This window comes from Bradyrhizobium sp. SZCCHNS30572, from assembly GCF_032484415.1.
In the GTDB taxonomy this organism is placed as follows: Bacteria; Pseudomonadota; Alphaproteobacteria; order Rhizobiales; family Xanthobacteraceae; genus Bradyrhizobium.
Genome location: NZ_JAUESY010000003.1, coordinates 394,594 through 418,146, shown reverse-complemented (window position 1 = coordinate 418,146; position 23,553 = coordinate 394,594). Strand labels below are relative to the sequence as shown.

The following is a 23,553-nucleotide window of genomic DNA, read 5'->3' as shown; positions in this document are numbered from 1 at the left end:
CGGCACGCAGGGGTCCGATCGCGCAAACGCCTGGGGACGTCGCGCCTCGGGACCGGTGCCGACGGGGCGGATATGGGTGAGTGTAGCGGATTGTGAGCGACGTTCAATATAATTTTGAACGACGCTCAAATATCTACGACCAACGTTCTAAAATACCCATCGCGACGCGGGGGCTAAAGCTGCTTCGACCCCGCCCTTCTCCACACCGTCATGGCCGGGCTTGTCCCGGCCATCCATATCGTGCACCTGGAATGACGACGGGGATGCCCGGGACAGGCCCGGGCATGACGAGTCCTGGGTTGGCGGTTTGCCTCATCGCTGAGGGCAGAGGTTGGCGGATACGACCACCAGAGGCCCGCAGCGCAGTCGCCTCAATCCTTGAAATACGGCTCGACCGGGCCGTGGACCTTGATGGTCAGCGGGTTGCCGTGGCGGTCCTTGGCATTCCCTGCGGCGACGCGGATCCAGCCTTCGCTGATGCAGTATTCCTCGACATTGGTCTTCTCGGCGCCCTTGAAGCGGATGCCGACGTCACGCGACAGGATCTCCGCATTGTAATAGGGGCTCTTCGGATCAACCGACAGCCGGTCAGGAAATGGGGTCGCAGTCGTCTCGTTGTCGCTCACAGCAGTGCCTCGATCTCTTTCTTCAACGCCTCGGGCGTGGTGGTCGGCGCATGGCGCGACACCACATTCCCATGGCGATCGACCAGGAATTTGGTGAAATTCCATTTGATCGCCGAGCCCAAGAGGCCGGTCTTCTCGCCCTTCAGGAACTTGTAGAGCGGATGTGCATCGGTACCGTTGACGTCGATCTTCGCAAACAGCGGGAAGGTGACGTCGTACTTGCCGGCGCAGAACGCGCCGATCTCCTCGGCCGTGCCGGGCTCCTGGGCGCCGAACTGGTTACAGGGAAATCCGAGCACGGCAAAGCCCCTGTCCGCATAGGCGCGGTGCAGCGCCTCGAGGCCGCGATATTGCGGCGTGAAGCCGCAGGCGCTGGCGGTGTTGACGATCAGCAGCACCTGCCCCTCGAAGCGCTTCAGCGGCACCTCCTCGCCCTTCAGCGAGGTCGCGGTGAAATCATAGATGCCGGCCATCAGCCCAGCACCGGATCGATCGGCGACGGCGGGGTACCGCCAGCCTCGATCGCTTCGCCAGCGAGAAGGCACGCGTCCTCGCGAAAGCGCTGGCCGACAAGCTGGACGCCGACCGGGACGCGGCCGACCATGCCGGTCGAGACCGTCAGGCCCGGCAGGCCGAAGAACGGAATCGCGATCTGCGTGAGCTGGGCGTGCCAGACCTGCTGGAACGACTCCTCGTCCTTGCGGTCGAGCTGATCGGCGAACGGCAGCATGCCCGACACCGGCATCAGCAGCAGCGGATGCTGCTCCATGAACAGGAGCCATTGCCGGGTCAGCGCGGCGCGGCGCGCGAGCGTCTGCGACAGGTCGAATGGGTGAACCTTGTCACTGACGCCGCGCAGGCAGGCCAGCGCGCCCGGGTCGCCCTCCTTTTCCGCAGCCGCGAGCTGCGCCTCGTAGCCGTCGCCGAGCCAGAGACGGGTCTGCAGCAGCGCGGCCTCCTGCATCGGCGGCGTGTCCGCGATCTCCTCGACGGTCCAGCCGGCGGCTTCCAGCCGCCTGGCGGCATCGCGCAAGGCGGCCACGACCTCCGGCACAGAGTTCAGCCCGTCCGGGTTGACGCAGAGGGTGACGCGGTTCGGCAGCGGCGGGCCCTCGAGCGGCACCGGCATCCACCAGACATCGCGGACGTCGCGCGCCGACATCGCGGCCAGCGCGATCCTGACGTCGTTGACCGTGCGGGCGAGCGGGCCGGAGACGGCGCTGATCTGCGGGCCGATCGGGCGCTCGGGGAACTGTGTATTGAAGGCCGGGATGCGGCCGACCGTCGGGCGCAGGCCGTGGATGCCGCAGGCGTACGCGGGATAGCGGACGGAGCCGGCGATGTCGGTGCCATGCCCGATATGGCCGATGCCCGCCGCGGTGGCCGATCCTGCGCCGCCCGAGGAGCCGCCCGGCGTGATGCCGGGGTCGCGTGGGTTCTTGGTGTGGCCGTGGATAAGGTTGCTGGTGAACCAGCGATAGGACACCGCCGGGGTGTTGGTGCGGCCGAGCAGCACGGCACCGGCCTTGACCAGGTTGTTGACGACCGGATTGTGCGCCGAGGCGATCGCGTCCTTCTGCAGATTGAGGCCGTTGGTGGTGGCGAAGCCGGCCTGGTCGACATTGACCTTGATCGTCACCGGCACGCCGGCGAGCGGCCCCGGATCCTCGCCGCGCGCCAGCCGGGAGTCGATGGCGTCGGCCTGTTGCAGCACGTCCTCGGGGCGATGGTCGACCACGGCGTTGATCGCGGGGTTCACCGCATCGAGCCGCGCCAGCGCCGCGGTCGCGGCATCGCGGGCGGAGACCTGCTTCGACTTGATGAGGGCGGCGAGGTCGGCAGCCGGCAGGCGCCAGAGATCGGTCATGGGGAGCTCCGTGGTGTCGGGGCTTGTTCTAGCGCGAGCACTTGTCGGGAGAAAGCCGTCGCGGCGCGGCACTCCAGCATAGCTTCGGCAGCAAACCGCATGGGTCTTGTTGCACTCGCCCTCGCCTCCTCGTCATGGCCGGGCTTGTCCCGGCCATCCACGTCGTGCAGCGCGCGTGGACCGACGTGGATGCCCGGGACAAGCCCGGGCATGACGGAGAGACAAACTGGCCGCGTGTTAGGGGTGCGAAGTGCGGTCGCGATCAATACCCATCCTGCATCGATCGATCCGGAATCAGGCTTGGTCAAGCTTCACGTTCGACTTTAAGAGCTGAAGCAAGCACATCACAAAAGGGGGAAACCACATGATCAGACCGGGCACCATCATGGCCGCAACATTCGTTCTCGCCGCTGCAGCAACGCTGGCGCCGCGCGCGGGCCACGCCGAGACCTATGCCTATGTCGGCAACGCCGACAGCAACGACATCAGCGTCTTCAAGTTCGATGCTTCCACCGGCGAGATGACCCCGGCGCAGACGGCTTCCTTCGTCGGCGTCGACAAGCCGGGCTCGTCGACCCCGCTCGCGGTCAGCCCGGACAAGACGGTGCTGATCGCCGGAATCCGCTCGCAGCCGTTCCAGGCCGAGAGCTTTGCGATCAATGCCAAGACCGGTCAGCTCAGCCACATCGGCAACGGGCCGCTCGCCGACAGCATGGCCAACATCGCCTTCGACCGCACCGGCAAGGTGCTGTTCAGCGCCTCCTATGGCGGCAACAAGGTGGCGGTGAATCCGATCCAGGCCAATGGCGTCGTCGCGGCGCCGAGCCAGGTGATCCCGACCGGGCTGAACGCCCACGCCTTCCTGCCCTCGCCCGACAACCGCTTCGTGTTCGCGACCAATCTCGGCTCCGACCAGGTGCTCGGCTTCGCCTTCGACGCCGCGACGGGCACGCTGACGGCCAAGGAGGCGCTGACGGTGAAGACGCCGGAGAAGTCAGGGCCGCGCCACTTCATCTTCCACCCGAACGGCAAGTTCATCTACCTTCTGCACGAACTCAACGCGGATCTCGCGGTCTATGCCTATGACGCGGAGAACGGCACCTGGAGCGAGCAGCAGCGCACCACCGCCCTGCCCTCAGGCTTCACCGGCAAGCCCTGGGCGGCCGATCTGCACGTGACGCCGGATGGCAAGTTCCTCTACGCCTCGGAGCGCGGCTCGAACACGATTGCCGGCTTCAAGGTCGATGCGGCCAGCGGGCGCGTGAGCCTGATCGGCAGCGTGCCGACCGAGACCCAGCCACGCGGCTTCGCCATCGATCCCACCGGGCGCTATCTCGCCGCCGTCGGCGAAGTGTCGAACGGGATGACGGTGTATCGGATCGACCCGGCCAGCGGCGCGCTCACGAGCCTGAAATCCTACGCCGTGGGCAAGAAGCCGAACTGGGTGGAGTTCGTCAGCCTGCCGTGAGCGAACGACAGGGCCGCCACAAGATCGGACGTGGCGGCCCGGCGTTTCCATCGGCGCTGCGAGTGCCTATATACAACGCCATGACGATGCCTGCCGCCCAGCCTGACCGCCATCCCCTCGCAGTTCAACATCCGGAACTCGACGACGCCTCGATCCGCCTGCTGGTCGAGACCTTCTACGGGCGCGCAAGAGAGGACGAGCTGATCGGCCCGATCTTCAACCGTACCGTGGAGGATTGGGACGACCATATCGGCAGGATCAGCGATTTCTGGTCGTCGATGTTCCTGAAGACCGGCCGCTACAGCGGCGCGCCGATGCGGCCGCATCTGTTGCTATCGTTGCAGGGGCCGCATTTCGACCGCTGGCTGCAACTGTTCGAGGCGACGGCGAAGGACCTGTTCGCGCCGGAGCTCGCGGAGCTCTTCATCGTCCGCGCCCGCCGCATCGCCGACAGTTTCGAGATGGGCATCGCCAGCACGCGCGGCGACATCGCGCGCCCGCGCCATTCGGTCTGATCTCGGCCGCAAGCACGCGGGCGTTCGGGAAACGGCCATGCGGCCGTTCTGCGCTCAATGGCGCGTCATCGATTGCGCCGGCATGTTGAAGATCGCTTCGGAGAACGGGAACTCCAGCACGATCTCACCGTCCTCGTCGGTCACCTCGATGACGGCCGTCATCAGCGCCGCGTTGCCGCCTTCGGTCCGCAGCAGTTCCTTGATCATGTCGCGCGCGACTTCCCAGGCGCGGTCGGGACTGCGCAGCACCTCGCCGTCGGTGTCGGAGACCAGTTCCTCGCCGATCCGTGTGTTGAAGAAATATCTAGGCATCATCAGCTTCCAATGGGGTCGCGCGCTGGGGTTTTGAAGTCTCGAACATCTCACGACTGCTTTATCCGGCCAGCTCAGCCCCCCAAGCTAGGGACCGAATTGAACGGTGTTGCGAAGCCATCGATCACGAATTCGTTGTTTTCACGGCTCGTTCCGACGAAAACGGCAGCAACTCGCATCTGCAACTTCGCACTGCAATAAACAGGCCTGAGAGGCTCAAACAAAAAGATTCCACTGGCGAACTTTTCGTAGCACGGTAGTTTATTGCTGAGGACGATAACCGTCCCGACTTGAAGGAGAGGACAATGGCCTGGAAAGCACCGAAGATCGTTGAAGTGCCGGTCGGCATGGAAATCAACATGTACGCCTGCGCGGCCCGCAAATAATTCGCGGGTGTGACGTCCAGGTCTCGGCGATCAGGACGTCGACGCTTGAGGGTGGGGATCAGCGACCGCGTATGTGCCAGCCCGTACGCTAGTCGGATGTCCCACCCTCGTCACCTTCCCTGCGGGCGGTCCTGACCATTGGTCAGCCTGCCTGTCGGTGATCCTGCCGCTGGTAATCGCGTGCGCCACCACAGCTGAATTCCAGGAGACGGCTCATGCTTCGCCTCGTCGTCCTGGGCGCCGCCGCAGGCGGTGGAGTGCCACAGTGGAATTGCGGCTGCGCCGTGTGCCGTGCCGCGCGCACCGATCATCCCGAGATCAGCAACAGCCAGGCCTCGGTCGCGGTCAGCGCTGATGGCGCCAACTGGTTCCTGATCAACGCCTCGCCCGATCTGCGCCAGCAGGTTACCCGCACGCCGCAACTGCATCCGAAGCCCGGCACCCTGCGCCACAGTCCGATCGCCGGCGTGATCCTGACCAATGGCGAGATCGACGCGGTCACGGGGCTGCTGTCGATGCGCGAGAGCTCGCCGTTTTCGATCCATGCGCACCCCAAAGTGCTTGCGATCCTCAGATCGAACAACATCTTCGATGTGCTGAAGGACGAGACCGTCAAGCGCGTGCCGATCGTGATCGATGTGCCGTTCCGGCCGCTGCTGCAGGACGGCCGGCCCTCGGGCCTGGAGATCACGGCCTTCGCCGTCTCGGGAACGAGCGCGTGGTATCTGCGCGACAAGCAGCATCCCGGCGGCAGCTCCTCGACCGGCGACACGCTGGGCCTGAAGATCGCCGATCTCGAAGGCGGGCAATATTGCTACGTCATCGCCGCCTGTGCCGGCGTGGACGATGATCTGAGAACGAGATTGAGGGGCGCGCCCTTGGTGCTGTTCGACGGCACGGTGTGGCGCGACGACGAGATGATCCAGGCCGGACTCGGCAACAAGACCGGGCAGAGCATGGGACATATCGCGATGTCCGGAGAAAGCGGCGCGATCAAGCAGCTGGCGGACCTCGCGATCGGCAGGAAGGTCTTCCTGCACATCAACAACTCCAATCCGGCGTGGCTGCACGCCTCACCCGAGCGGCAAACGTTGGAACGCGAGGGATGGGAAATCCCCGCTGAAGGGATGGAGATCGTACTGTGAGTGAGGTCAATCTGAGCGGAATGACGGCGCTGTCGATCGGACGCGGCGTGACGCTGAACAGTGCAAGCGAATTGGAAGCAGCACTTCGCCATATCGGCGCGACGCGCTATCACAACCACCACCCGTTTCATAAGCTGCTGCACGGCGGCAAGCTCAACAAGGGCCAGGTGCAGGCCTGGGCGCTCAACCGCTACTACTACCAGTCGACGATCCCGCTGAAGGACGCGATGGTGATGACGCGCTTCCGCGACCGCGCCACGCGGCTGGAATGGCGGCACCGCATCGAGGATCATGATGGCGATGTCGGCAGCGAGGGCGGCATCGAGCGCTGGATCAAACTGACCGAAGGCCTCGGCCTCGACACGGCCTACGTCGAATCGACCGAAGGCATCCTGCCGGCCACCCGCTTCGCGGTCGAAGCCTATGTGCATTTCTGCCGCGACCGCTCGCCGCTGGAGGCGATCGCCTCGTCGCTGACCGAGCTGTTCGCGCCGAGCATCCATGAAGAGCGCATCTCGGGCATGCTCGAGCACTACGATTTCGTCAACAACGACACGATGAGCTACTTCAAGCGCCGTCTCACCCAGGCGCCGCGCGACGCGAACTTCGCGCTGCATTACGTCAAGGAGCACGCCACCACGCCGGAGCAGCGCGCCGCCGTGTGCAACGCGCTGATCTTCAAGACCAACGTGCTGTGGGTGCAGCTCGACGCGCTGTATCATGCCTATGTCGAGGGCCACATCCCGCCCGGCGCCTTCGTGCCGAAGGAGGGCTGAGCGTGGTCTTCGCGGCTCTCTCAAGGGTACCGGTGCCACCCTCCCCTGGAGGGGGAGGGTCGGCTCGCGCGAAGCGCGAGGCGGGGTGGGGTGAAGCCACCTGCCGCGGTGCGCATGGAGAGATCGCCCCACCCCGTTGCGCATCGCGGGCGATGCGCAACGACCCTCCCCCTCCAGGGGAGGGTGGGCACCGCCGATGCCGCGGCATCGGACAGAACGCAACAATCATCGGCTAGAGACCCGCCATGGCCCCGCGTCACATCCAAGTTGCCGAGACCAGCCGCGTGGTGCTGCCGCGGCATGCCAAGCTGAAGTTCGACGAGACCCGGCAGGTCTGGGTGATCCTGGCGCCGGAACGCGTGCTGGCGCCGGACGAGATCGCGATCGAGGTGCTCAAGCTGTGCGATGGCGCGCGCAGCGTCGCTGATATCATCGACGAGCTCGCGGCGAAATATGCCGCGCCTCGCGACGTCATCGCGACCGATGTGGTTGCCATGCTGCAGGATCTCGCCGACAAGGGATTCCTGACCGAGGTTCGGGAGACGACATCATGACCGAGCTGACCGACACCTCACCGCCCATCGACAGCAATGACGGCCTCGCCGTGCTGGAGCGGCGCGGTTCCGTGGCCGAAACCTACGGCATTCCGCTCGCCGTGCTGCTCGAACTCACGCATCGCTGTCCGCTGCAATGCCCCTATTGCTCCAACCCGCTGGAACTCGATCGCGCCGGACAGGAGCTGACCACCACGGAATGGAAGAAGGTGCTGTCCGAGCTCGCCGAGATCGGCGTGCTGCAGATCCACTTCTCCGGCGGCGAGCCGACCGCGCGCAAGGATCTGGTCGAGCTGGTGCAGCATGCCAACGACGTCGGCCTCTACACCAACCTGATCACCTCGGCCGTGCTGCTGACGCGGGAGCGGCTGAAGGAGCTGGCCGATGCCGGGCTGTCCCATGTCCAGATCAGCTTCCAGGGCAGCGAGGCCGGCATCGCCGACCGCGTCGGCGGCTACAAGGGCGGCCACGTCAAGAAGCTCGAGGTCGCGCGCTGGACCCGCGAGCTCGACCTGCCGCTGACGGTCAACGCCGTGATGCACCGGCAGAACCTGCATCAGCTGCCCGACATCATCCAGATGGCGGTCGATCTCGATGCCGACCGGCTCGAGGTCGCCAACGTGCAATATTACGGCTGGGCGCTGAAGAATCGCGCCAGCCTGATGCCGACCTATGCCCAGTTGGAGGAGACCGACCGTCTGGTCGAAGAGGCGCGCGAGCGGCTGAAGGGCACGCTGACGATCGACTACGTCGTGCCGGACTACTACGCGCTGCGGCCGAAGAAGTGCATGGGCGGCTGGGGCCGGCAGTTCTTCAACATCTCTCCCTCGGGCAAGATCCTGCCCTGCCACGCTGCCGAGAGCATCACCGGGCTCGACTTCATGTCCGTGCGGTCGAACCATTCGATCGCCTGGATCTGGCAGAACTCCGAGGCCTTCAACCGCTACCGTGGCACCGGCTGGATGAAGGAGCCGTGCAAATCCTGCGAGTTCCGCGAGATCGATTTCGGCGGCTGCCGCTGCCAGGCGTTCGCGCTGACCGGCGATGCGGGGAATACCGATCCGGCCTGTACGCTGTCGCCGCTGCACGAGAGCATCTTCAAGCAGGCCGAGCGTGACGCGGCCTCGGGCCAGGACCGCTTCCTCTATCGCAATTTCGCCGGCGGCACGCCCGAGAGCAATGATGCCTGACGCCGAAGCCGGCCGCGCCTCCGCGCGCCGCAGCGATCCGTTCGCGCCGCTGACGTCGGAATGGCTAGATGTCTCCGGCGGTCACCAGATCTACGTCGAGAGCAGCGGCTGCGCCGCCGGCATCCCCGCGGTCTATCTGCATGGTGGGCCGGGCTCCGGATGCCAGCCGGATCACCGCCGACTGTTCGATCCCGAGCGCTTCCATGCCGTGCTGTTCGACCAGCGCGGCGCCGGCCGCTCGCGTCCTGCGCGCAGCCGCGACAACAACACCCTGCCCGACCTGATCGCCGACATGGAGGCGATCCGCGAAAAGTTCGGTTTCGACCGCTGGATCGTCGCCGGCGGCTCCTGGGGCGCCACCTTGGCGCTGGCCTATACGCAGGCGCACCCGACGCGCGTCACGGGGCTGGTGCTGCGGGCGACGTTCCTCGGCACCCGTGCGGAAGTGGAGACGGCATTCGGCGAGACGCTGGCGCGCTTTCACCCTGCCCTGCACCGCGACTTCCTGGAGATGCTGCCGGAGAACGAACGCGCCAACCCGTGCGACGCCTATTTCCGCCGCATCCTCGATCCCGATCCGGCGATTCATGGCCCGGCTGCGCGCGCCTGGCACGACACCGAGCGGGCGCTGTCCGAGATCAAACCCGCCCGCGCCCATCTGGATCGGCTCGCCATCCGCTCCGGCACCGCCTTGCCGGCGACGCCGTTCATGGAGGCGCATTACTTCTCGCAGGACAGCTTCATGGCGAAAGGCCAGTTGCTGCGTGATGCGAGCAGGCTCAGCGGGATTCCCGGAATCATCGTGCAGGGCCGCTATGACCTGCTCTGTCCGCCCTCCACCTCCGCGCGCCTGGCCGAAATCTGGCGCGACGCCGAAATCCGTGTCGTCGAAGCCGCAGGTCACAATCTTTATGATCCCGGCATCCGCGATGCGGTCATGAAAGCCATCTGCGATATGGCGACGCGCACGACTGCGCCTTAAACACATGGTCATCTCTCCTCATCCTGAGGAGCCATGCGCGGCATGGCGTCTCAAAGGATGAGGCCCCAGACATCCCCCGCCTCATGGTTCACCAGGCAATGCGCAGCATTGTCCGGGAGACGCGCCAAGTGACGCCCTCACCATGAGGAATTGGCCGCTGAACAAGGACATCTGCAATGCCCATCGCCGGGAAAGGCATGCTTTTGACATCGATGAACATCGATGCTGAGCATGAAGCCGATTTCAACCATTGGTATGACAGCGAGCATCTCGAAGAGCGCGTGGCCATCCCCGGCTTCATCGAGGCGCGACGCTATGTCGCCGAGCAGGGCAGCCCGAAATATCTCTGCCTGTATTCGACCGAAACGATCGACGTGCTCGACAGCGCGGCCTACCGCGCCCGGCTGGAGTCGCCGACGGAATGGTCGAAGGCGGTGATGGCGCGGTTCAAGAACATGATCCGCAGCGTCGCGCGCATCACGATCTCGATCGGCGCCGGTCGCGGCGCCGTGCTGGGCATCATCCGCCTGCGGCCCAAACCCGGGCAGGACAAAGCGTTGCGCGACGCGCTGCAGGTCGAGCTCGACCCAAGCAAGCTGAGGGGCATCATCTCAATGCATCTGCTCGAAGGCGATGCCGACCTCTCCGGTCCCGCGGCCGGAGTTCCTGCGAGCTCGCGCGATGCCGACTGGTTCATCCTCATCGACGGTACCGACAGTCATGCCATCGCCACCTTGATGACCACCCGCTTCGCGGCGATCGACGGTCCGCTGGCGACGCAGATCTCGGCCGGCATCTATCGCCTGATGTGGGACTTGAGCCGCGCCGACATCGCGGCGGCGAAGTGAGTTAGATCCCGCCTCTCTCCACATCGTCATGGCCGGGCTCGTCCCGGCCATCCACGTTGTGCGGCATCCTGGGAACGACGTGGATGCCCGGGACAAGCCCGGGCATGACGGCGGAGTGCGTGGCAACCCGCGTGCTCCACCCTCCATTCTTTAATTTATCATCATCCTCGCAATCTATCGTCACCGAAAATGCCGCATCGCAACACGTGGCAGCATCAGGCCGGCAATGCGGCGCCGCACACTGTGCATGAGGGGCAGCTTTGCAAATTTGCCTTTGTGCGCGCCTTGGAATGGCTCTAGTCTGATAAGACTATTCAATTGAGCCATTCAAAAAACAGAAGGGCGACGAACAGGACCTGCTCCGGACCCACATCGATCCCTAGCCGATCCTGAACAAGCAGTCGTCCTCACGTCAGGAAGGCCGCGCGCTCATGGTTCGCCGCGCGGACAGGGTATGAATGAGAGCGACTGATATCTCGGCCCCCGACTACTTTCACAAAGTGGTCGACTGCCAATGGGCTTGTCCCGCACACACTCCGGTCCCTGAATACATCCGCCTGATCGCTGAGGGTCGCTACAGCGACGCCTACATGATCAATTGGAAATCGAATGTATTCCCGGGCATTCTCGGACGCACCTGCGATCGCCCTTGCGAGCCCGCCTGCCGACGGGGGCGTGTCGAGGAAAGCCCGGTCGCGATCTGCCGCCTGAAGCGCGTTGCGGCCGATTTCAAGGACGACATCCATCAGCGCCTGCCGCGCCCTGCCCCGAAGAACGGCCGGCGCATCGCGCTGGTCGGCGGCGGCCCGGCCTCGCTGACGGTGGCGCGCGATCTCGCGCCGCTCGGCTATCACTGCACCGTGTTCGATGCCGACCCAAAGCCCGGCGGCATGATGCGCTCGCAGATCCCCAAATTCCGCCTGCCCGACAGCGTCATCGACGAGGAGACGGGCTACGTGCTCGGCCTCGGCGTCGACTACAAGGCCGGACATCGCGTCGACAGCCTCAAGACGCTGCTGGCCGAGAACTATGATGCCATCTTCATCGGCTCCGGCGCGCCACGCGGCCGGGAGCTGAACATTCCCGGACGCAAGGAAGCCGCCGCGAACATCCATCTCGGCATCGACTGGCTCTCCAGCGTCTCGTTCGGACACACCGACAAGATCGGCAGGCGCGTGATCGTGCTCGGCGGCGGCAACACCGCGATGGATTGCTGCCGCACCGCGCGACGGCTCGGCGGCGAGGACGTCAAGGTCATCGTGCGCTCCGGCTTCGAGGAGATGAAGGCGTCGCCCTGGGAGAAGGAGGACGCGCTGCACGAGGACATTCCGATCCTCAACTATCTCGTGCCGGTCGCCTTCAATCACGACAATGGCAGGCTCACCGGCGTCACCTTCCAGAAGGTGAAGGCCGAATATGACGCCAGCGGCCGTCGCTCGCTGGTGCCGTCGGGCGAGCCCGACGTCACCTATGAGTGCGACGACGTGCTGGTCGCCGTCGGCCAGGAGAACGCGTTCCCCTGGATCGAGGCCGATTGCGACATCGCGTTCGACAAATGGCACATGCCGGTGGTCGATCCGACAACCTTCGTCTCGACCAACCCGAAAGTGTTCTTCGGCGGCGATGCGGCGTTCGGTCCGAAGAACATCATCTGGGCGGTCGCCCAGGGCCACGAGGCGGCGCTGTCGATCCACCGCCTGCTGTCCGGCGAGGACATCACCGAGCGGCCGCTGCCCGAGGTGCATGTCTCCTCGCAGAAGATGGGCATCCATGAATGGAGCTATGACAACGACGTTTCGTCCGAGAAGCGCTTCAAGGTGCCGCACCGCGACAAGGTGGTCGCGCTGAAGGACATCCGCGCCGAGGTCGAGCTCGGCTACGACGTCAAGCTCGCGCTCGGCGAGGCGCATCGCTGCCTGAATTGCGACGTGCAGACGGTGTTCTCCGACACGCTGTGCATCGAATGCGACGCCTGCGCCGACATCTGTCCGATGGACTGCATCACCTTCACCGACAACGGCGAGGAGGCGGATCTGCGTTCGCGCCTGAAGGCGCCGGCGCCGCATGTCGACCAGAGCCTCTACGTGTCGTCGGATCTGAAGACCGGGCGGGTGATGGTGAAGGACGAGGACGTCTGCCTCCATTGCGGCCTGTGCGCCGAGCGCTGTCCCACCGGTGCGTGGGACATGCAGAAATATTTCATCGAGACGACTCACGCAGGTAACGCATGTCCCAGCAAGCGCCGCTCAGCAGCGTAAACGACTTCGTCGTCCGCTTCGCCAACGTCAACGGCTCCGGCTCGGCCAGCGCGAACGAACTCTTCGCGCGCGCCGTGCTCCGCCACGGCGTGCCGGTCAGCCCGCGCAACATCTTCCCGTCGAACATCCAGGGCCTGCCGACCTGGTACGAGGTGCGCGTCACCGAAGCGGGCCATCTCGGCGCCCGCGGCGGCGGCACTGATCTGATGGTGGCGATGAACCCGCAGACCTGGGACAAGGACGTCGCCGGTATCGCGCCGGGCGGCTATCTGTTCTACGATTCCACCAAGCCGATGCCGGCAACCAAGTTCCGCGACGACATCACCGTCATCGGCGTCCCGCTGACCGCGATCACCAACTCGACCTATTCGGATCCGCGCCAGCGCCAGCTGTTCAAGAACATCATCTATCTCGGCGCGCTCTCAGCGCTGCTCGACATGGATCCGAAGCTGATCGAGCAATTGATCGGTGAGCAGTACAAGGGCAAGGAGAAGCTGCTCTCCTCCAACGTCCACGCGCTGCATCTCGGCCGCGACTGGGCGCTGCAGAATTTGAAGTGCCCGATCGGCCTGCGCATCAAGAAGGCCGACAAGGTCGGCGACCGCATCTTCATCGAGGGCAACAACGCCGCCGCGCTCGGCGCCGTCTATGGCGGCGCCACGGTCTGCGCCTGGTACCCGATCACGCCGTCGTCGTCGCTGGCCGAAGCGTTCAGCAACCACTGCAAGAAACTGCGGCACGATCCGGAAACCGGGCAGGCCAAATACGCGATCGTGCAGGCCGAGGACGAGCTCGCCTCGATCGGCATGGTGGTTGGCGCGTCCTGGAACGGCGCCCGCGCCTTTACCACGACATCGGGCCCCGGCGTGTCGCTGATGACCGAGTTCATCGGCCTCTCCTACTTTGCCGAGATCCCGGCCGTGATCATGAACGTGCAGCGCGCCGGCCCCTCGACCGGCATGCCGACGCGGACGCAGCAATGCGACCTGATCGCCTGCGGCTATGCCTCGCACGGCGATACCAAGCATGTGATGCTGTTCCCCGAAGATCCGGCGGAGGCGTTTGAGTTTGCCGCTGCGGCGTTCGACCTCGCCGAGCGGCTACAGACCACGATCTTCCTGATGCTCGATCTCGACATCGGCATGAACCAGCGGCTGTCCCGGCCGCTGAAGTGGGACGACGCCAAGCAGTATGACCGCGGCAAGGTGATGACGGCGGAAATGCTCGACGAAGGCCGCGACTTCGGCCGCTATCTCGACGTCGACGGCGACGGCATTCCGTTCCGCACCTACCCCGGCACGCATCCGACGAAGGGCTCCTACTTCACCCGCGGCACCTCGCGTGACCGCTACGCGCGCTATTCCGAGGAAGGCGCCGTCTATGCCGACAACGTGCAGCGCCTGCTGCGCAAGTTCCAGACCGCGCAGGACATGGTGCCGCGGCCGCTGCAGGCCAATGCGAGCAAGCCGACCAGATATGGCGTGATCTATTTCGGCTCGACCGCGCCGGCGATGGACGAGGCAATCGGACTGCTGGAGGCGCGCGGCTGTCAGCTCGACCGCCTGCGCATCCGCGCCTTCCCGTTCCATTCGAGCGTGGCGAGCTTCATCGCCGAGCACGACTTCGTCTATGTGGTCGAGCAGAACCGCGACGCGCAGCTGCGCCAGCTGATCGTCACCGAGAACGGCATCGACCCGGTCCGGCTGGTGCCGATCCTGCATTATGACGGCACGCCGATCACGGCGCGCTTCATCGCCGATGCGATCGGCGACCACCAGGACCACATCAAGGTCACACCGCTGCGCAAGGCGGTGTCATGACTTTACAGCCACTCTCTCCACGGTCATGCCCGGGCTTGACCCGCCTGCGCGGCCGGAGCCGCTCCGGCGCGGCGAAGGCCCGGGCATCCACGCCTCTCTTTCCTCGGACTCCCACGTGGATGGCCGGGACAAGCCCGGCCATGACGGCACTGGGCGACAGGGTGCTCTCATGACCTACATCGCAAAGCCGAAATTCCAGCATCCCGGCATCAAGAAGAACGCACTCGGCTACAGCCATCGCGACTACGAGGGCAAGATCTCGACCTTGTGCGCCGGCTGCGGCCACGATTCGATCACGGCCTCGATCATCGAGGCCTGCTTCGAGCTGTCGATCGAGCCGCATCGGGTGGCAAAAATCTCCGGCATCGGCTGCTCGTCGAAGACACCGGACTACTTTCTCGGCAATTCGCACGGCTTCAACACCGTGCACGGCCGCATGCCCTCGGTGCTGACCGGCGCCAACCTCGCCAACCGCGAGCTGATCTATCTCGGCGTCTCCGGCGACGGCGATTCCGCCTCGATCGGCTTCGGCCAGTTCGCCCACGCGATCCGGCGCGGCGTGAACATGACCTATATCGTCGAGAACAACGGCGTCTACGGCCTGACCAAGGGCCAATTCTCGGCGACCGCCGACCGCGGGTCGAAGTCGAAGAAGGGCGTCACCAACACCGACAATCCGATCGACCTGGTCGGCATCGCGCTGCAGCTCGGGGCCACCTATGTGGCGCGGTCGTTCTCCGGCGACAAGAAGCAGCTGGTGCCGATCATCGAGGGCGCCATCCGGCACAAGGGCGCGGCGTTCATCGACGTCATCAGCCCGTGCATCGCGTTCAACAATCACGCCGGCTCAACCAAGAGCTTCGACTATGTCCGCGAGCACAACGATGCCGTGAACCGGTTGGACGTGCTGACCGGGCGCGATCCGATCGAGATCGACCAGGATCCGGGCACGGTGCAGATCGTCGAGCAGCACGACGGCTCCAGGCTGGCGCTGCGCAAGATCGACGCCGACTACGACCCGCACGACCGGCTCGGCGCCATGACCTTCCTCCAGAAGCATGCCGCGCAAGGCCAGATCGTCACCGGCCTGCTCTATGTCGACCCTGAGGCCGACGATCTGCACAGCCACCTCAACACGGTGGAACGCCCGCTCAACCGGCTGGAGGCCGCGGATCTGTGCCCGGGCCAGGCCGCGCTCGACAAGATCAATGCGAGTCTGCGCTAGGCAGACCGCTGCGTGGAGAGCGTGCGCTCTGTAACCGTCCTTCGAGACGCCCGCCTCCGGCGGGCTCCTCAGGACAAAGGTGGAGTGCATTGCGCCCGCTTCTGGCGGGGCTATCGCATTTCACAATCGGAGTTTTGCGCTTGTCTATCTCCACGTCATGGCCGGGCTTGTCCCGGCCATCCACGTCGTTCGGCACGCTGATAACCACGTGGATGCCCGGGACAAGCCCGGCCATGACGGAGTAACTAACTATCAGATCGTTCGTTGCGACAGCTCGGCATATCCTGGTGAGCCGCGCCCTCGCTCCTCATCATGAGGAGCGCCGCAGGCGCGTCTTGAACCATGAGGCCCGTCATCGTTGATGACGATTACGCCCGCAACGCGCTTGCCCAGACGCGATCGAGCTGCGCGATCGCCTCGCGCAGCGGCAGCGCGGACAGCGCGTCATCTCCGCCGGTCACAAGGCCGAACTCCCGCAGCCTGATCAAGGCCTCCTCGACATTGAACGCGCGGCTCAATCCAAACATCTGCTGCAGCAACTCCTCGACATGGCTGCACAATGCTGCACGCGAGAGCGGCACCGACGCCAGCAGCAGGCCGCCATAGGCCAGCATCGCTTCCTTCCAGTCCTGGTCCTCGGCCTCGCCGATCAAATAGTTGAAGATGCCGGAATTGTTGTTGACGTTGCGGAAGTAGATGTTGTCGGTGACCTGCTTCTGATGGATCAGCGACTGGCGATGGAAGTTGCCCCATTGCCGCAGGATGAAGGCGCCGAGCGCGAACAATCCCGACAGCGCCGCCAGCGCCTGCTCCGTATCGTTGTCGTGCACGGTGCCGCTGAGGCCGAGATAAAAGCCGGCGACGATGAACAGCACGGTGAGCGTCGAAGCCAGCTTGAGCAGGATCGGTACGCCGCCGACCAGCGCCGGCACGCCCAGCGTCAGTTGCTCGCGCAGGCCCATGACGACGCGGACGTTCGGCAGCAGCGCCTCGAGGTCGAAGCGCGCGATGTGGCGGAAATATTTGAACAGCACCGCGCCGCCGCGGATCTTGTTGCGGCCACGCCAGGCGGCGGTCTTGCGCTTCTTCTGAGACGGCTCGTCTGGCCTGGTCGCGACCATCAGGATGATGTCGTCGTAGACCTCGATCTCCTGCTTGCGCCTCCGCAGGCCATACAGCATGGGGACCTCGATGGTCTCTTGATGCGTGCCGCGCCGGAACATGCGGACGGCGCGAAAGTCGGAGACCGGCGCCCTCAGCTTGACCCTGACAAGCGCGTGCTCGGCGAAGGCGCGCTCGATCTCATCGTGGCTGATCTCGATGAAGTTCGCTTCGCTCAGCACCCGGACGAATTCGTCGGTGAGGTTGCAATAGGCGGTGTCGAGCTCCTGAGCGGAGCGATGGCGGCCGGCGGGGACCTCGGGATCGAAGTCGAAATAGACGTCGCGCAGCCGATCGAGCTCGTCGAAATATTCGTGGTGCAGGATGGCGCCGAGCATGTGCGCCAGCTGGCGCAGGTCGGCCGCCAGGGCGTCATCCAGACCGCCATGCGAAATGACGGTGTCCAGGACGTCGGACTTGCGTATCGGAATGAACCGGTCCCGCCGATCCGTTGCCGCCGTCTGCTTTGGTCCAACCACGCGCCTTACGCCCGAGCTTTGATCATCGTCCGCAACGGCCGGCTGCAACCACCCGGCCAACGGCGGGCACCATAGCGGGCTCATCAGCCTTGCGCCACTCGACGCGGGATGGAAAAGCTTGGTGAGGCCGGCCGGGAGGGAGAGATCGTGACCAATGATGTAAAGAGGGTGTCCGCATTTCGCGCCATTCGCGCCATCGACTACACGGTGATCCTCGCCCGCGACTGGGACGTCATGCGGCAGTTCTACGAGGAGGTCCTGGGCTTTCCGCTGCTCCGGGAACTGTCGCAGGGGTGGATCGAATTTCAGATCGGCCCCAACACGCTCGCGCTCGCTCGGCCGCAGCGGCTGACATCGGACCGGCCGACACCGCCGGGAAGCGCGGCGCTTCAACTCGCCTTCAAGGTGGGACGCGACGACGTCGACCGCTGCGCGGCCGAGCTGACGGAGAAGGGCGTCGCGCTCCTGGAGCAGCCGAGGGACCAGCCCTTCGGCCATCGGACGCTGTTCTTCAGGGATCCCGACGGCAATCTGCTGGAGATCTTCGCGGAAATCTGACGTCGCTCAGGGCTTGGCGGCCGCGCTAGGCGGCCGCCGGTTGTATCCGGGGATTGAGCACGTACTCCTTCAGCACCTTGTCGGTGGCGGCGTCGACCTCGACCAGCGACACGTCGTAGCTCCAGAGATCGGCGAGATGCTGCAGCACGCGCTTGGTGTCGGTCTCGTTGAGCTGGGCGCCCTTGACCACCGTATGCCGCAGCATCAGGCGGCGATCGCCGGCGAGATCGACATCGACCACCTCGATGTTCGGGTCGATGTAGCCGACATCGTACTGTTTCGACAGCTCGCGCCGGATGCGGCGATAGCCGCGCTCGTCATGGATGGCGTCGACCAGGATGCCGGCACGTTCGGCCGGATCGTCATGCAAATGGAACAGCTTGAAGTGCCGGATCAGGTTGGGGCTGAGGAACTGGCTGATGAAGCTCTCGTCGCGATAATTCGCCCAGACGTCACGCAGCACCGCCATTTCGTCGCCGGTGCCGGCGATGTCCGGAAACCATTCGCGATCCTCGTCGGTCGGGTCCTTCACGATGCGCTCGATGTCCTGCATGATCGCAAAGCCGAGCGCATACGGGTTGAAGCCGGAGAAGCGCGGATCGTCAAACTCCGGCTGGAACACGACGTTGGTGTGCGACTGCAGGAACTCCAGGAAGTTGCCGTCGGTGAGGCGGCCGTCCTGGTGCAGCCGGTTCATGATGCGATAGTGCACATAGGTCGCCGTGCCCTCGTTCATGACCTTGGTCTGACCCTGCGGATAGAAATACTGCGCGATGTGGCGAACGATGCGCAGCAACTCGCGCTGCCAGGGCGCCAGCCGCGGCGCGGTCTTCTCCAGGAAATAGAGCAGGTTCTCCTGCGGGAGGCCGAGCAGCGCGCGACGGCGCTCGACGTTCAGCATCGCATTGGTCTTGACCGGGCCGGTCGGCACCGTGCGCCAGAGATCGTTGAACTGGCCCTCCTCGTAGAGCCTGCGCTTGCCCGCGCGCTTCTCCTCCTCGCGGAAGTCGAGCTTCTTCTTGCCGGGATAGCGGTCGACGCCGTGCGACATCAGCGCATGCGCCGCGTCGAGCGTATGCTCGACCGCGAGCCGGCCATAACGCTCCTCGCATTGCGCGATGTAGCCGCGGGCGAAATCGAGATAGTCGAGGATGCCGTCGGCGTCGGTCCACTGCTTGAACAGGTAGTTGTTCTTGAAGAAATGGTTGTGGCCGAACGCGGCGTGCGCGATCACCAAGGTCTGCATCGTCGCCGTGTTCTCCTCCATCAGATAGGAGATACAGGGCGAGGAGTTGATCACGATCTCATAGGCGAGGCCCATCAGGCCCTTGCGGTACGAGGCCTCGTGATAGGCGAAGTGTTTGCCGAACGACCAGTGCTTGTAGAACAGGGGCATGCCGACCGAGGAATAGGCGTCGAGCATCTGCTCGGCCGTGATCACCTCGATCTGGTTGGGATAGGTGTCGAGCCCGAGCTCCTTCTCGGCGACGGCTTCGCAGGCATCGTGGATGCGCTGCAGGGTGAGGAAATTCCAGTCTGCGCCCTCGAACAGCAGCCCGCTCATGACGCCGCCCTCTCCTGCGTGGTGCCGCGACGCTGAAACAGGTCGTGGAACACCGGGAAGATCTCGCTGCGGTCGCGGACCTTGCGCATCGACAGCGGCTCGCCATTGGCGCGCAGCCGCTCATACAGCGACCACAGCGCCGAGTCAGGCATCTCGAACGAATAGGTGCCGGATTCGCCGACCTCGAGATAGGCGAAGAACTGCGACACCGGCAGGATGTTGTCGGTCAAGAGCCGCGCGACGTTCTCGGAATCCGAGGTGGCGTTGTCGCCGTCGGAGGCCTGCGCCGCGTAGATGTTCCAGTCCGAGGGGCGGAAGCGCGAGCGGACGATGTCGTGCATGCATTGCAGGGCGCTCGACACCAAGGTGCCGCCGGACGCCGGTCCGTAGAAGAACGTCTGCTCGTCGACCTCCTCGGCGCGATCGGTATGGCGGATGAAGACGATCTCGACATGGCGGTAGCGCCGGGTCAGGAACACGTAGAGCAGCATGTAGAATCGCTTGGCGAGGTCCTTCATGTGCTCCGACATCGAGCCGGACACGTCCATTAGGCAGAACATCACGGCCTGTGCGATCGGCTTCGGCACGGCCTCGAAGCGCCGGTAGCGGATGTCGATCGGGTCGATGAAGGGGATGCGCTTGGCCTTCGCCTTCAGCGCCTCGATCTCGGCCAGAAGCGCGGCGCGCTTGTCGTCGTCGGTCTCCTGCTCCAGCTGGGCTTCGAGCTCGGCAATCGCCTCCGGCCGCGGACGGCGCAGCGCGACGCGGCGGGCCAAGGCGCGCGTGACGGTGCGGCTGATCGAGATATTGGCCGGCGACCCCGACGTCGAATAGCCCGCGCGTACCAGCCCCTCGCTCTCGGCCTCGGCGAATTTGCGCTTGGCGAGATCGGGCAGCTCGAGATCGTCGAGGAAGAGGTTGACGAACTCCTCCTTGCTCAGCACGAAGCGGAACGCGTCCTCGCTGTCGCCTTGTCCGGGCGCCGACTTGCGGCCGCTGCCGTCGCCGGAGCGCGGCAGGATGTCGCCTTCGACGAACTTCTTGTTGCCGGGCAACACCATGTCGCGGGTGCCGCCCTCGCGGCGGAAGCGAGGCTCGTCCATGCCGTCGAGCGGGATCGAGACCTCGCCGCCCTCCAGCACGTCCTTGATGTCGCGGTCCTGCGAGGTCTTCTTGACCGCTCCCTGAACCAGGGCCTTGGCGCGGCGCAAAAATCGCTGGCGATTTTCGAGACTTTTGCCGCCCGGATTCAGGCGCCGATCAATGATGTGCATGACCACGTTCCATACGCCTCCTGCTGCAGCGGCTTCGACTCCTGCTCTCCCCCGCCGCGATGCCGCGGTGCAGTATCGGACCGACACTGCAAACGGCACCCTCTGCCTGTCCGACGCCTCCCAGCGAAGCTCAGCGTCGAACGTTTCGCTCGTTTCGTAGCCCTGGCGCCGACGTCAGACCGATGGCCTGCCGCACCTGCAGTGAACATCGGCGCCGGACCACGATCAACCGGCCTGCTTCACGCGCATGTACCACTCGACCAGCCGGCGGACCTGCCGCTCGGTGTAGCCGCGTTCGACCATGCGCGCGACGAAGTCGTCGTGCTTCTTCTCGGTCTCGCCGTCCTTCTTGGTACCGAACGAGATGACCGGAAGCAGATCCTCGACCTGCGAGAATATCCTCTTTTCGATGACTTCGCGGATCTTTTCGTAGGAGGTCCAGGACGGATTTTTGCCACCATTCTGGGCCCGGAAGCGCAGCGAGAACTTGACAACCTCGTTGCGGAAATCCTTCGGGTTGGCGATCCCGGCCGGCTTCTCGATTTTGGTCAGCTCCTGGTTCAGCAGCTCGCGATTGAGCAGCTGTCCCGTATCGGGATCCTTGAAGTCCTGATCCTCGATCCAGGCGTCGGCATAGTCGACGTAGCGGTCGAACAGGTTCTGGCCGTAATCGGAGTAGGATTCCAGATAGGCCTTCTGGATCTCGTGACCGATGAACTCGGCGTAACGCGGCGCCAGATCCGCCTTGATGAATTCGAGGTAGCGCTTCTCGATCTCCTCGGGCAGTTGCTCGCGCTTGATCGACTGTTCCAGCACGTACATCAGATGCACGGCATCGGCCGACACTTCCGCCGTGTCGTGATTGTAGGTCGCAGCCAGCACCTTGAAGGCAAAGCGGGTGGAGATGCCGTCCATGCCCTCGTCGACGCCGGCGGCGTCGCGATATTCCTGCACGCTGCGCGCCTTCGGATCGGACTCCTTGAGGCTCTCGCCGTCATAGACCCGCATCTTGGCGTACAACGTCGAATTCTCGTGCTTGCGCAGGCGCGACATCACCGAGAATCTGGCGAGCGTGTCCAAGGTCGCGGGCGCGCACGGCGCGGCGGAGAGCTCGGAGCCCTGGATCAGCTTCTCATAGATCTTGCGCTCCTCGGTGACGCGCAGGCAGTACGGCACCTTGATGACGCAGATGCGGTCGATGAAGGCCTCGTTGTTCTTGTTGGTCTTGAAGCTCTGCCACTCCGCCTCGTTGGAGTGGGCGAGGATCACGCCGTTGTAGGGAATCGCGCCGATGTTCTCGGTGCCGATATAGTTGCCCTCTTGCGTCGCCGTCAGCAGCGGATGCAGCATCTTGATCGGCGCCTTGAACATCTCGACGAATTCGAGGATGCCCTGGTTGGCGCGGTTGAGGCCGCCCGAATAGCTGTAGGCGTCGGGATCGTTTTGCGCGTAGGTCTCGAGCTTGCGGATGTCGACCTTGCCGACCAGCGAGGAGATGTCCTGGTTGTTCTCGTCGCCCGGCTCGGTCTTGGCGATGCCGATCTGGCGCAGCCGCGACGGCTGGATCTTGGCGACGCGGAACTGCGAGATGTCGCCGCCGAAGGCTTCGAGCCGCTTGTAGCACCACGGGCTCATCAGGCCCGACAGGCGGCGGCGCGGAATGCCGTATTTCTCCTCGAGCATCGGGCCCAGCGTGTCGGGATCGAACAGGCCGAGCGGCGACTCGAACACGGGGCTCAACTCATCTCCCGCCTTGAGCACGTAGATCGGATGAGTTTCCATCAACTGCTTCAGCCGTTCGGCGAGCGACGACTTGCCGCCGCCGACCGGTCCGAGCAGATAGAGGATCTGCTTGCGCTCTTCGAGACCCTGCGCGGCGTGCCGGAAGAAGCCGACGATGCGCTCGATCGTGTCTTCCATGCCGTAGAAGCCGGCGAACGCGGGATACAGCCGAACCGTCCGGTTCAAAAAAATACGGCCAAGGCGTGGGTCCTTGGCCGTATCGATCATCTGAGGCTCACCGATCGCAGCTAGTAGTCGTTCAGCGGCGTTCGCGTATCGCATCGGGTCGGTTCGACACGATTCTAGATATTCCTGCATCGACATGTCGGTCTGGCTGCGTGCCTCGAACGACCTTGCGAACGCGTTGAACAACGAATCGTTGTACATGATCCCTCTCCACGTAGGTTCCGCTGCACTGCTGCAACGGGCCGAGATCCAAGTACGTTCCTGCTGATCCCGAACCGACTCAGAGTGAAGCGCGCTAGCCCCCATTGGGCACCGTCTTCGTCCTTTTCCGCAACGCAAAGTGCATGCAGCATATGCCCTATCAACATGCACTTCGCTCAATAGTTCGGCAAAAGCCGGCCGACTCTCCCCATTTGTACCCCATTGTCTCTGCTTCGCAACATCCGCAATACCCCGGCACCGTAGTCTTCCTGCGCCGCACAAGGTGTTGTGAAGCCACGTGAACTGGTGGCGTGACAGCTCCGGGATCAGTCTGTCTTCCGGAAGTGAACCGCGAGTGAACGCCAACGGTCGCGCA

21 protein-coding genes are annotated in these 23,553 nt (G+C 64.5%); 13 read left to right on the top strand and 8 right to left on the bottom strand.

The features are described 5' to 3' along the window. Window positions 1–371: 371 nt before the first annotated feature. Genes QX048_RS10140 through QX048_RS10130 form a run of 3 tightly spaced genes read right to left on the bottom strand, consistent with a single transcriptional unit; the run spans window position 372 to window position 2,493 of the window. Window positions 372–626, bottom strand: coding sequence for a DUF3297 family protein (locus QX048_RS10140; protein ID WP_315718031.1), 255 nt, complete (start codon window positions 624–626; stop codon window positions 372–374). Continuing rightward, on the bottom strand, window positions 623–1,099 hold the full coding sequence (locus QX048_RS10135; protein ID WP_315828307.1) for a glutathione peroxidase: 477 nt from the start codon (window positions 1,097–1,099) through the stop codon (window positions 623–625). Before QX048_RS10135 ends, QX048_RS10140 begins: the two co-directional genes overlap by 4 nt. Continuing rightward, window positions 1,099–2,493 carry an amidase family protein gene (locus tag QX048_RS10130; protein ID WP_315828308.1) on the bottom strand — a complete coding sequence of 465 codons (1,395 nt, stop codon included), beginning with the start codon at window positions 2,491–2,493 and terminating at the stop codon, window positions 1,099–1,101. The genes QX048_RS10135 and QX048_RS10130 overlap by 1 nt, the downstream gene beginning before the upstream one ends. Before the next feature lie 364 nt (window positions 2,494–2,857). On the opposite strand from QX048_RS10130, the gene QX048_RS10125 reads away from it, so the two are divergent. Both QX048_RS10125 and QX048_RS10120 read left to right on the top strand, forming a co-directional pair. Beyond that, window positions 2,858–3,961: a lactonase family protein gene (locus QX048_RS10125; protein ID WP_315828309.1), complete on the top strand. Its 1,104-nt coding sequence runs from the start codon at window positions 2,858–2,860 to the stop codon at window positions 3,959–3,961. An 80-nt stretch (window positions 3,962–4,041) separates the two neighbouring features. After that, window positions 4,042–4,476, top strand: coding sequence for a group III truncated hemoglobin (locus QX048_RS10120; RefSeq protein ID WP_315828337.1), 435 nt, complete (start codon window positions 4,042–4,044; stop codon window positions 4,474–4,476). A 54-nt stretch (window positions 4,477–4,530) separates the two neighbouring features. On the opposite strand, the gene QX048_RS10115 is transcribed toward QX048_RS10120, so the two are convergent. Continuing rightward, window positions 4,531–4,788 carry a DUF6894 family protein gene (locus QX048_RS10115; RefSeq protein ID WP_315718026.1) on the bottom strand — a complete coding sequence of 86 codons (258 nt, stop codon included), beginning with the start codon at window positions 4,786–4,788 and terminating at the stop codon, window positions 4,531–4,533. Window positions 4,789–5,093: 305 nt separating this feature from the next. On the opposite strand from QX048_RS10115, the gene pqqA reads away from it, so the two are divergent. The 10 genes from pqqA to QX048_RS10065 all read left to right on the top strand — a co-directional run bounded on the left by pqqA (window position 5,094) and on the right by QX048_RS10065 (window position 15,972). Next, window positions 5,094–5,174, top strand: a complete 81-nt coding sequence (pqqA, locus tag QX048_RS10110; RefSeq protein WP_012029362.1) for a pyrroloquinoline quinone precursor peptide PqqA — start codon at window positions 5,094–5,096, stop codon at window positions 5,172–5,174. 215 nt (window positions 5,175–5,389) lie between these two features. Next, a complete protein-coding gene (pqqB, locus tag QX048_RS10105; protein ID WP_315750213.1) occupies window positions 5,390–6,319 on the top strand; it encodes a pyrroloquinoline quinone biosynthesis protein PqqB in 930 nt (309 codons plus the stop codon). 20 nt (window positions 6,320–6,339) lie between these two features. Beyond that, entirely contained in the window at window positions 6,340–7,095 is a 756-nt protein-coding gene (gene pqqC / locus QX048_RS10100; protein ID WP_409977980.1) for a pyrroloquinoline-quinone synthase PqqC, read from the top strand. 245 nt (window positions 7,096–7,340) lie between these two features. Then, window positions 7,341–7,649 carry a pyrroloquinoline quinone biosynthesis peptide chaperone PqqD gene (gene pqqD, locus QX048_RS10095; RefSeq protein ID WP_315828310.1) on the top strand — a complete coding sequence of 103 codons (309 nt, stop codon included), beginning with the start codon at window positions 7,341–7,343 and terminating at the stop codon, window positions 7,647–7,649. After that, entirely contained in the window at window positions 7,646–8,839 is a 1,194-nt protein-coding gene (gene pqqE, locus QX048_RS10090) for a pyrroloquinoline quinone biosynthesis protein PqqE (RefSeq protein ID WP_315828311.1), read from the top strand. The genes pqqD and pqqE overlap by 4 nt, the downstream gene beginning before the upstream one ends. Next, window positions 8,832–9,821: a prolyl aminopeptidase gene (pip, locus tag QX048_RS10085; protein WP_315718020.1), complete on the top strand. Its 990-nt coding sequence runs from the start codon at window positions 8,832–8,834 to the stop codon at window positions 9,819–9,821. Before pqqE ends, pip begins: the two co-directional genes overlap by 8 nt. Before the next feature lie 176 nt (window positions 9,822–9,997). Next, window positions 9,998–10,669 (top strand): DUF4286 family protein, encoded by a 672-nt coding sequence (locus tag QX048_RS10080; protein WP_315750210.1) that lies wholly within the window; start codon window positions 9,998–10,000, stop codon window positions 10,667–10,669. Between the two features lie 458 nt (window positions 10,670–11,127). Continuing rightward, window positions 11,128–12,927, top strand: coding sequence for an FAD-dependent oxidoreductase (locus QX048_RS10075; protein WP_315718018.1), 1,800 nt, complete (start codon window positions 11,128–11,130; stop codon window positions 12,925–12,927). Beyond that, the gene (locus tag QX048_RS10070) at window positions 12,897–14,747 is read left to right on the top strand and encodes a 2-oxoacid:acceptor oxidoreductase subunit alpha (protein ID WP_315718017.1); all 1,851 of its coding nucleotides are present in this window, start codon (window positions 12,897–12,899) and stop codon (window positions 14,745–14,747) included. Before QX048_RS10075 ends, QX048_RS10070 begins: the two co-directional genes overlap by 31 nt. A 169-nt stretch (window positions 14,748–14,916) precedes the next feature. Further along, the gene (locus tag QX048_RS10065) at window positions 14,917–15,972 is read left to right on the top strand and encodes a 2-oxoacid:ferredoxin oxidoreductase subunit beta (protein WP_315718016.1); all 1,056 of its coding nucleotides are present in this window, start codon (window positions 14,917–14,919) and stop codon (window positions 15,970–15,972) included. Between the two features lie 368 nt (window positions 15,973–16,340). Here QX048_RS10065 and QX048_RS10060 read toward each other — a convergent pair whose 3' ends face one another. Further along, window positions 16,341–17,612, bottom strand: coding sequence for a TMEM143 family protein (locus QX048_RS10060; RefSeq protein ID WP_315718015.1), 1,272 nt, complete (start codon window positions 17,610–17,612; stop codon window positions 16,341–16,343). 147 nt (window positions 17,613–17,759) lie between these two features. On the opposite strand from QX048_RS10060, the gene QX048_RS10055 reads away from it, so the two are divergent. Further along, window positions 17,760–18,170 (top strand): VOC family protein, encoded by a 411-nt coding sequence (locus QX048_RS10055; protein WP_315718013.1) that lies wholly within the window; start codon window positions 17,760–17,762, stop codon window positions 18,168–18,170. A 25-nt stretch (window positions 18,171–18,195) separates the two neighbouring features. Here the strand turns inward: QX048_RS10055 and QX048_RS10050 are convergent, their stop codons facing one another. The 3 genes from QX048_RS10050 to QX048_RS10040 all read right to left on the bottom strand — a co-directional run bounded on the left by QX048_RS10050 (window position 18,196) and on the right by QX048_RS10040 (window position 23,177). Next, window positions 18,196–19,734, bottom strand: a complete 1,539-nt coding sequence (locus tag QX048_RS10050; RefSeq protein ID WP_315828312.1) for a SpoVR family protein — start codon at window positions 19,732–19,734, stop codon at window positions 18,196–18,198. Further along, a complete protein-coding gene (locus QX048_RS10045) occupies window positions 19,731–21,008 on the bottom strand; it encodes a YeaH/YhbH family protein (protein ID WP_315718011.1) in 1,278 nt (425 codons plus the stop codon). Before QX048_RS10045 ends, QX048_RS10050 begins: the two co-directional genes overlap by 4 nt. A 225-nt stretch (window positions 21,009–21,233) precedes the next feature. Next, window positions 21,234–23,177 carry a PrkA family serine protein kinase gene (locus tag QX048_RS10040; RefSeq protein WP_315718010.1) on the bottom strand — a complete coding sequence of 648 codons (1,944 nt, stop codon included), beginning with the start codon at window positions 23,175–23,177 and terminating at the stop codon, window positions 21,234–21,236. Between the last annotated feature and the right edge of the window lie 376 nt (window positions 23,178–23,553).